Here is a 7,055-nt window from a genome sequence, read left to right on the forward strand (position 1 = left end):
TCAGTTCCCTCGCCGACTACCTCACCAAAATCAACCCACCGACCACTGAAACCTGAGACAGACTTAGTCTCATCATTTCTGGCGCAGGACACTAGACTCTGACGATGATCGAGATCCTCGAGAACCTGGACGTGCTGTCCCGACCACACCTCGACCTCACGACCATCGAGATGGGCGGCACGGCGCTGGGAGCACCAGCCACCAGCATTCCACGCCGGATCATCACCCAGGCCCAGTCCTCCGTGGTCGCCCAGTACTGCGGCGGGACCAACATCGACAGCGAGTACTACGACGCCGACGGGCGGCGGCTGACTCTCGAGGAGGTCATCGACCACGCTGCCCGGTCAGATGGGTTCTTGTACTGCGCCAACAAGCTCACCTACAAGATTCGGGCCGGAGTCGTCGTCGGCTTCGCGATCTACGGACCTCATCTTTCCCATTTCGCCCACCTGACCTCGTACGAGGATCTCCTGGCCGTGTTCGGCACACCCGACAGGGCGCAGGAAGACGAGGCATACGGCGACCTCCTGGGCTACGACAACTACTACTGGGGCGCGCGAAAACATGTGCGGTGGGACGCCTGGGACGACCGAGTAAGCCTGATCAACCTGGGCGCTTTTGAGGGCAACGCGGGTCCGTGACCTTGCCGGATCCAGGCTCGAGAGTGTGCTCCGGCTTGACCTTGATACTGACTGCCCGTCGTGGAACTGTCGCACCGAGGTTCAACGTCAGGCTCAGTCCCTGTTCCTGATCCCTCCGCATAGAGCGCCTGACGGTCCCTGCTGCGAGGCACATGACACCGTCACCGTCCGCTTCGCTACCCGACGAACAGGGCGGCATGGCAGGTGATCAACAAGTCCCTTCCCGTGGCAATCTTCGGTCCAGGACGATGACGTGAGGCCGGAGGTAGCCCGCCCGTGGTGGCCAGCAACAATCCAACCGTGGGGAGACGCCGCTTGGGGGCGGAGCTGCGTCGGCTCCGTCAGGCCAGGTGGCTGAAGAGCACCGAGGTGGCCGAGCGGCTCATGGTCTCCCAGCCGAAGATCAGTCACCTGGAGGACGGACCCGCAGGTCATCGACTCGATGATGGAGATGGCCAGGGAATCCGGCCGGCCAGGCTGGTGGAACCGTTACGGCGACCTCCCGAACAGCGTCTACATCGGGCTGGAGACGGACGCCGCCTCGCTCCACACCTATGCCCCCTGGTGATCCCCGACCTGTTGCAGACCCCCGCCTGCGCGGCCGCGGTCATCGAGGCAACGATCCCCCTGCCCACGGCCGAGCAGGCGGCCGCACGCCTGAAGGTGCGGCTGCGCCGCCAGCACCGGATCTACACCCCGGCATGCCCGCTGCGTCTGTGGGTCGTCCTGGACGAGACGGCCCTGCGCCGTGTCGTCGGCTCTCCCGACATCATGCGCGGGCAGCTGGAGCACCTGAACGCGCTCAGCGACGAGTCGCTTCGGGACCGCCCTCCTGACAGCCGCCTTCGACGGCTGAAATGGGCCTTCACGTGGTCGTCACTGAGGTTCGTCACCGGGCACCGGGCAAGTCAAAGCTGGTCAGGCTGTGGCTTGGCGGTGGCGTAGGGTGGGGTTCACCGACGCGGGGTGGAGCAGCTCGGTAGCTCGCTGGGCTCATAACCCAGAGGTCGCAGGTTCAAATCCTGTCCCCGCTACTGAAAAGAAGGGCCCGGATCCCCAGGATCCGGGCCCTTCTTCTGTAGCTCGGCGCGGGCGGCGCCGTGTCACGCTTCGCTTAGCCAGAAACGCGGCAAGGTACCCCAGCGTGGATGCCATCGTCGATGGCGTCCCTCTCGCACGGTGCAGTGCACTCTCATCCGGTGCCGGTACGAGGGGCTTGGACGTACGTGCCAAGGGTGACGGTCACCTGTTTGGCCGGTTCGGGGCCCTTTCGCGCTGTCAGACTCCCGGAAGGAAACGCGCCGGTGGGGCGTGGGCCAGGCGGGGGCGGCGAATCAGGATGGGCTTGACCGAGCGCGGTACGACCGGTCGTGCCGCTCCGGACGGGACAGGGCCGGGCGTGAGGGACCGCGACGTCCCGCGTGCACGCGTGGCGACGGAGGATCTGCCGGGCGGGCGACCGGGCGCCGACGGGCCCGGCAGGCAGCGGCGGGACGACGGGGCAGCGCGTGCGGTGCCCCGGCACGTGGCCTGTGTGATGGACGGCAACGGCCGTTGGGCGCAGCGGCGTTCGCTGCCACGCACGGCGGGCCACCGGGCTGCGGAGACCACCGTCATCGACGTCATCGAGGCGGCCCGGGGTGCCGGCGTCGAGTGGCTCAGCCTGTACGCCTTCTCCACCGAGAACTGGAACCGGCCGGGCAGCGAGGTCGACTACCTGATGCGCCTCGTTCGCCAGGTCGTGCGTAAGCACGCGCCGCTGTTGCTCGCCCGCGGCATCCGCTGCCGCTTCCTCGGGGTCGCCGACCCGCGCATCCCTCGTGAACTGGCCCGGGACTTCGACGACCTGGCGACGCTGACCGCCGAGAACCGGGGAATGACGCTGACCGTCGCCTTCGACCACGGCGGGCGCCGGGACATCGTCGAGGCCGCGAGGTCGCTGATCCGCAGCGGGACGCCCGCCGAGGAGGTGACCGAACAGCTCTTCGCGGATCATCTGCCGTTTCCCGACACCCCCGACGTGGACCTGGTCATCCGCACCTCCGGCGAGCAACGCATCTCCAACTTCATGCTCTGGCACGTCGCCTACGCCGAGTGGGTCTTCCCCGAGGTGCTCTGGCCGGACTTCCGGGCTCCTGACTTCCTCGCCTGCCTGCACGCCTACCGGCGCCGCGACCGCCGTTTCGGCGGCGTGCCGCCCCGGACGAACGGAGACCCAGCATGACCACCGGAACCACCCGAACGGCCGACGAGGCTCCCCTGTTCGGCCCGGAATCGCAGTTCAGTACCTTCTTCGACGACCCGCGCTGGGCACTGGCCATGATCCGGGCCACCGTGCTGGAGGCCGCTCACCCGCAGATCGGCGCCGCTCTCGTCGACAACTCGACTTTCGTCGCCCACCCCTGGCGTCGGCTGCGCAACACCTTCCTCAGCATGCGGCGCATGTTCGGCACCGACCCGGCGGAACGCGAGCGGGAGGCGGCCCGGCTGAACCGGCTGCACGCCCGCATGAGCGGCTCCGACTCACGCGGCCGCGCGTACGACGCGATGGACCGCGCGACCCGGGCCTGGGTGGTCGCCACCCTCTTCGAGAGCGCCGTCACCATGTGCCGGCTGAGCGGCCAGCCGCTCGACCAGGACACCATGGAGCGGATGTACGCCGAGTACCGCGCGTTCCTCGCCGCGCTCGACGGCGACGCCGCGGAACTCCCCGTCGATGTCCACGACTTCTGGCGGTATTTCGACCGGGTCGTCGAGAACGAGCTGGAGAACACCGAGGCGGCCCGCGTCATCCTCTACCGGCTCTTCGATCACCTGCCCGCCCCGGCGCTGCTCGATGGCGCGCCGACGCTGTGGGCGGCCGGCCGGGCCGTCGCCGGACCCCTTCTCGGTGCGATCACCGTCGCCTCGCTCCCCGAGCCGTACCGTCGCCGGGCCGGCCTGCCGGAGATGCCCGGAGCCCCGACCCTCATGCAAGGCGCCTACCTCGCCGCAGGCCTGGCCCGCTTCCTGCCCGAGGGCTGGATCAACGCCGAAAGCATCATCGAAGCCCTTTCCCTCTCGCCCGACAGCGACGACCCCCGCGCCCGGACCGTGGCCGCCCTGAGCTCCCGCATGAAGCGGGCATCGGCCCTGCTCCGCCTCCTCACACCGCTGAGCGGCGACCCCGACACGGATCCGGCACCCTCGGCGGGCACGACAGAAGGGCGACGCTCGGCAGAGGAGTTTTTCCGCAAGGTGCTGGACCAGACCGGCGACGGGCACCTCGACTGGCCTGACCTCGCCGCCATGGCCCGCGAACTGGCCACTCGCCTCGACCTGGACGAACCCGAGGAGACCCGCCTCTACGACGCCTTCGCCGCCTGGTGGCGCGAGCTCCAGGCCGCCCTCGACACCGACGGCGACGGCCGTGTCAGCGCCGAGGAGTACGCCGCCGCCGTCCCCTCCCTCGCCGGCCCCGCCCTCATCCGCGTCGCCGAGGTCCTCTTCGACGCCACCGACAAGGACCACAGCGGAACCATCGACGCCGACGAGTACCGCACCCTCTTCCGCACCGCCTTCCAGCGCGACCTCACCACCAGCGACGGCACCTACCGCCGAAGCGCCTTCGTAGGTGACTTCCTCTCCTTCATGTCCGGCCGCCGCACGAGCACCCCGTACGACCCCCTCCTCGCCGACGCCTGACGTACGTTGCGGCACTGATCCACGCGGTGTCGCGGCATGATCCGGGCTACTGACGGCTGCGTTTCAGCCTTTCTCCGCTCAGACGGTGTCTCACGTGGCGATCTCGTCCTCTGCGGGGCCATAGGCGCTGAGAGCGGGCGCAGCCGTCAGGACGGCCGGGACCGCGGGCATCTCGTCGGTGGCCCAGGCGAACTCCAGGGCCGGGAGCGTGGCTCCGCGGTCCGTCCATGAGGAGCTCGCCGACATAGGCGCCGGACGGGTCATGGACGTGCGCGTCGACGGGCACAAGTTCTGTGGGGCAGTGCTGCGTGCTCACAAGGTTTCCGAACCCGGAGGTTGACGCTCACGGATCGGGCCCCGTTATTCGGCGTGTCGCTAGCGACGGCCCACCAGAGATTCTCCATCTGGACCGCATCCGGCGTGTGGCGCCGACTGCACCGCGTGGTTCTGAAGGTGCGAATCCGTCTGCCGGTCGGCCGTCCCCGCACCAGACCCGGCGCAGTCGCCGGCGATAAGGCCTACTCATCGCGCGGAAACCGCCGCTACCTGCGAAAACGCAACATCAAAGCAGTCATCCCGGAGAAGAAGGACCAGGCCGCAAACCGCAAGAAGAAGGGCTCACGAGGCGGCCGGTCCATCAGCCACGACGCCGACCTCTACAAGGAACGGAACACCGTCGAACGCCTGATCAACAAGCTGAAAGCCTGGCGAGGCATCGCCACCCGCTACGACAAGTCGCCCGAAAGCTACCTCGCCGGCCTCCACCTCCGAGCCTCCATGATCTGGATCGACGACCTCCTCAGGACCACCGCGTGATCACGACATCACACAGGCCCTAGGAGAATCCCGACGTCTCGGGACCAGTACTCCCCCGCATCCGCACACTGCTCCACCCGGCACGCCCGAATCGGTTGCCGCTGGGAAACCGGCGCTCCTGTCGCAGCGCACCGCGCTGATCCTGTTCATAGCCGTCGGCGTCGGCATCGGCATCGGCGTGATGACCTTCTTCGCCGAAAAGTCCTACCCTAAGGCGGTCCTCGCCGGTGTCCTCGCTGCCGCGGGCTGCACGGTAGGGCTGCACAGCCTGATCGGCTGACCTGCGGGGTCGGGCAGGTCCTTCCTGTCCGACCCCGTGGCGCGGCCGTCAGAGCCTGCCAGCAAACGTCGCGCCGAGCTCACCGCGACAACGCGGCCGCTCACCGGGAGCTGGTGCGACCCCCGGCGCACAGTGCGTGGTCGATCAGGGCGCTGGCCACGTTCTCCTGCTCCATTATGTGCTGAAGGGTGTCGCCGCGTGCCTCAGACATGGAGACCACGGCGCTTCGCCTGCCGTCGTCGGTGACGCCGTTGATGGTGATGTAGCCGCCGTCCCCTCCCTCGTGGCTCCAATAGGTTCCTCCACAGCTCAGGGGGCGTTCGACCAGGCCGAGTCCGTATCGGCCGTCGGGCCACAGCTTTTGGGCCTCTGCGCTCACGGGGACGGTCTGCTTCATCTTGGCCAGCTGCCGTGCCGGCAGTAGGCGGCCGTCGAGCAGCGCGCGGAAGAAGCGGTTCTCGTCCCGTGTGGTCGTGACCCACGAAAGGTTCTCGTAGTCCACCGGTATCTGGTCGGTGACATCCACCCGGGAACCGGGACCGAAGAGTTGGTAGGCCTGGGCGTGGGGCCGGGGCAGGGCGGGCGAGGTGCCCATCCACCGAGTCTGGTTGAGGCCGAGCGGGCGCAGGATGCGGGTTTCGATCTCTTGGTGGGCGGGCTGACCGGTGGCCTTCTTGATGATCATGTCGAGCAGGACGTAGCCGGTGTTGGAGTACGCCCAGCCCTTGCCTGGCAGGAAATCCTCCGGCTCATGGGCCATGGCGAGGTCGACCAGTTGCTTGGGTTCGTAGACGTTGTGGCGCTGCTGGTAGTACTCCTCCGGCGTGGTGTATCCGGGCAGGTTGTCGCGGATGCCGCTGGTGTGCTGGAGGAGTTGGCGGATGGTGATTCGAGTGCCGTCGTTGCCGTTCCCCTGCACCACTCCTGGCAGCCAGTGGTCGACCGTGTCGTCCAGGGACAGCCTGCCCTCGGCCTCCAATTGGAGGACCACGGTGGCGACCAGCGTCTTGGACGTGCTGGCCATGCGGAAGTAGCCGCCGGAAGAGACCGGGCGACCGGTGGTCAGGTCGGCGGTACCGCTGGTGGCGACCGAGTGCCGACCGTCAGGCCCAACGACGCGGGCCTGCACACCGCTGACACCGAGGGCGTGGATCGCCTCGGTGTCCTGGCGTAACTGCTCAACGAGGGAGGGACCGGCAGGCTGGGCGACGGCCGTGCCCGCCTCTGCGGCGAGCAGCGTAGCGATACCGATTGCCATGGCGAGGTGCTTTCGCAGAGTCGAGGTCATGGCCGAACGCTAGTTTCGCCCCAACGGGGGGACGATCCGGCGCACCCCAAGAACAGAACGGGGGATAACCCCCGGTGCGGGCCGTCACCAGTCTGACGCTGACCTGCCGGGCGCTGTGTGACGGTTCTCAACCCCAACCGGCACCGCCAGGGCACCCGGACGAGCCCCCATCAGGCCCGTTACGAACCATGGGATGAGAAACACGCACTCAGAGGTCGTTTGAAGTAAACAGATTGCCCTTGATGCCCTAGTAAGACGCCGTTTCAGTTGGTGAGGCGACGGTGGCAGATGAGGGCTGCGGCTATGCCGACGAAGGCGAGGAAGTGGTCGGGCTTGCGTTCGTAGC

The 7,055-nt window shown here is 67.9% G+C and carries 5 protein-coding genes, 1 tRNA gene and 2 pseudogenes; 6 read left to right on the top strand and 2 right to left on the bottom strand.

What is annotated here, in order from left to right:
* Positions 1 to 104 precede the first annotated feature (104 nt).
* From AC07FK_RS33885 to AC07FK_RS33905, 5 genes and pseudogenes are all read left to right on the top strand, one after another.
* Positions 105 to 641, top strand: a complete 537-nt coding sequence (locus AC07FK_RS33885; RefSeq protein ID WP_479108745.1) for a hypothetical protein — start codon at positions 105 to 107, stop codon at positions 639 to 641.
* Positions 642 to 917: 276 nt separating this feature from the next.
* Positions 918 to 1,454, top strand: a pseudogene (locus tag AC07FK_RS33890) (helix-turn-helix domain-containing protein); the annotation flags it as partial.
* Positions 1,455 to 1,601: 147 nt separating this feature from the next.
* A tRNA-Met gene (locus tag AC07FK_RS33895) sits at positions 1,602 to 1,675 on the top strand.
* 395 nt (positions 1,676 to 2,070) lie between these two features.
* A complete protein-coding gene (gene uppS / locus AC07FK_RS33900) occupies positions 2,071 to 2,865 on the top strand; it encodes a polyprenyl diphosphate synthase (RefSeq protein WP_479108746.1) in 795 nt (264 codons plus the stop codon).
* Complete coding sequence (locus tag AC07FK_RS33905; RefSeq protein WP_479108747.1) at positions 2,862 to 4,325, top strand: oxygenase MpaB family protein; 1,464 nt, start codon at positions 2,862 to 2,864, stop codon at positions 4,323 to 4,325. Before uppS ends, AC07FK_RS33905 begins: the two co-directional genes overlap by 4 nt.
* Positions 4,326 to 4,415: 90 nt before the next feature.
* Here the strand turns inward: AC07FK_RS33905 and AC07FK_RS33910 are convergent, their stop codons facing one another.
* A complete protein-coding gene (locus AC07FK_RS33910; protein WP_479108748.1) occupies positions 4,416 to 4,589 on the bottom strand; it encodes a hypothetical protein in 174 nt (57 codons plus the stop codon).
* A gap of 177 nt (positions 4,590 to 4,766) precedes the next feature.
* Here AC07FK_RS33910 and AC07FK_RS33915 point away from each other — a divergent pair.
* Positions 4,767 to 5,141, top strand: a pseudogene (locus AC07FK_RS33915) (transposase); the annotation flags it as partial.
* 380 nt (positions 5,142 to 5,521) lie between these two features.
* Here AC07FK_RS33915 and AC07FK_RS33920 read toward each other — a convergent pair.
* Complete coding sequence (locus tag AC07FK_RS33920; protein ID WP_479108749.1) at positions 5,522 to 6,709, bottom strand: serine hydrolase domain-containing protein; 1,188 nt, start codon at positions 6,707 to 6,709, stop codon at positions 5,522 to 5,524.
* Between the last annotated feature and the right edge of the window lie 346 nt (positions 6,710 to 7,055).

It is taken from the genome of Streptomyces sp. NPDC046122, assembly GCF_056429965.1.

What these genes read in the sequence shown, in the direction of transcription:
- AC07FK_RS33885 (WP_479108745.1), top strand. Translation starts at nt 105, where the DNA reads ATGATCGAGATCCTCGAGAACCTGGACGTGCTGTCCCGACCACACCTC.
- AC07FK_RS33905 (WP_479108747.1), top strand. Translation starts at nt 2,862, where the DNA reads ATGACCACCGGAACCACCCGAACGGCCGACGAGGCTCCCCTGTTCGGC.
- AC07FK_RS33910 (WP_479108748.1), bottom strand. Translation starts at nt 4,589, where the DNA reads ATGACCCGTCCGGCGCCTATGTCGGCGAGCTCCTCATGGACGGACCGC.
- AC07FK_RS33920 (WP_479108749.1), bottom strand. Translation starts at nt 6,709, where the DNA reads ATGACCTCGACTCTGCGAAAGCACCTCGCCATGGCAATCGGTATCGCT.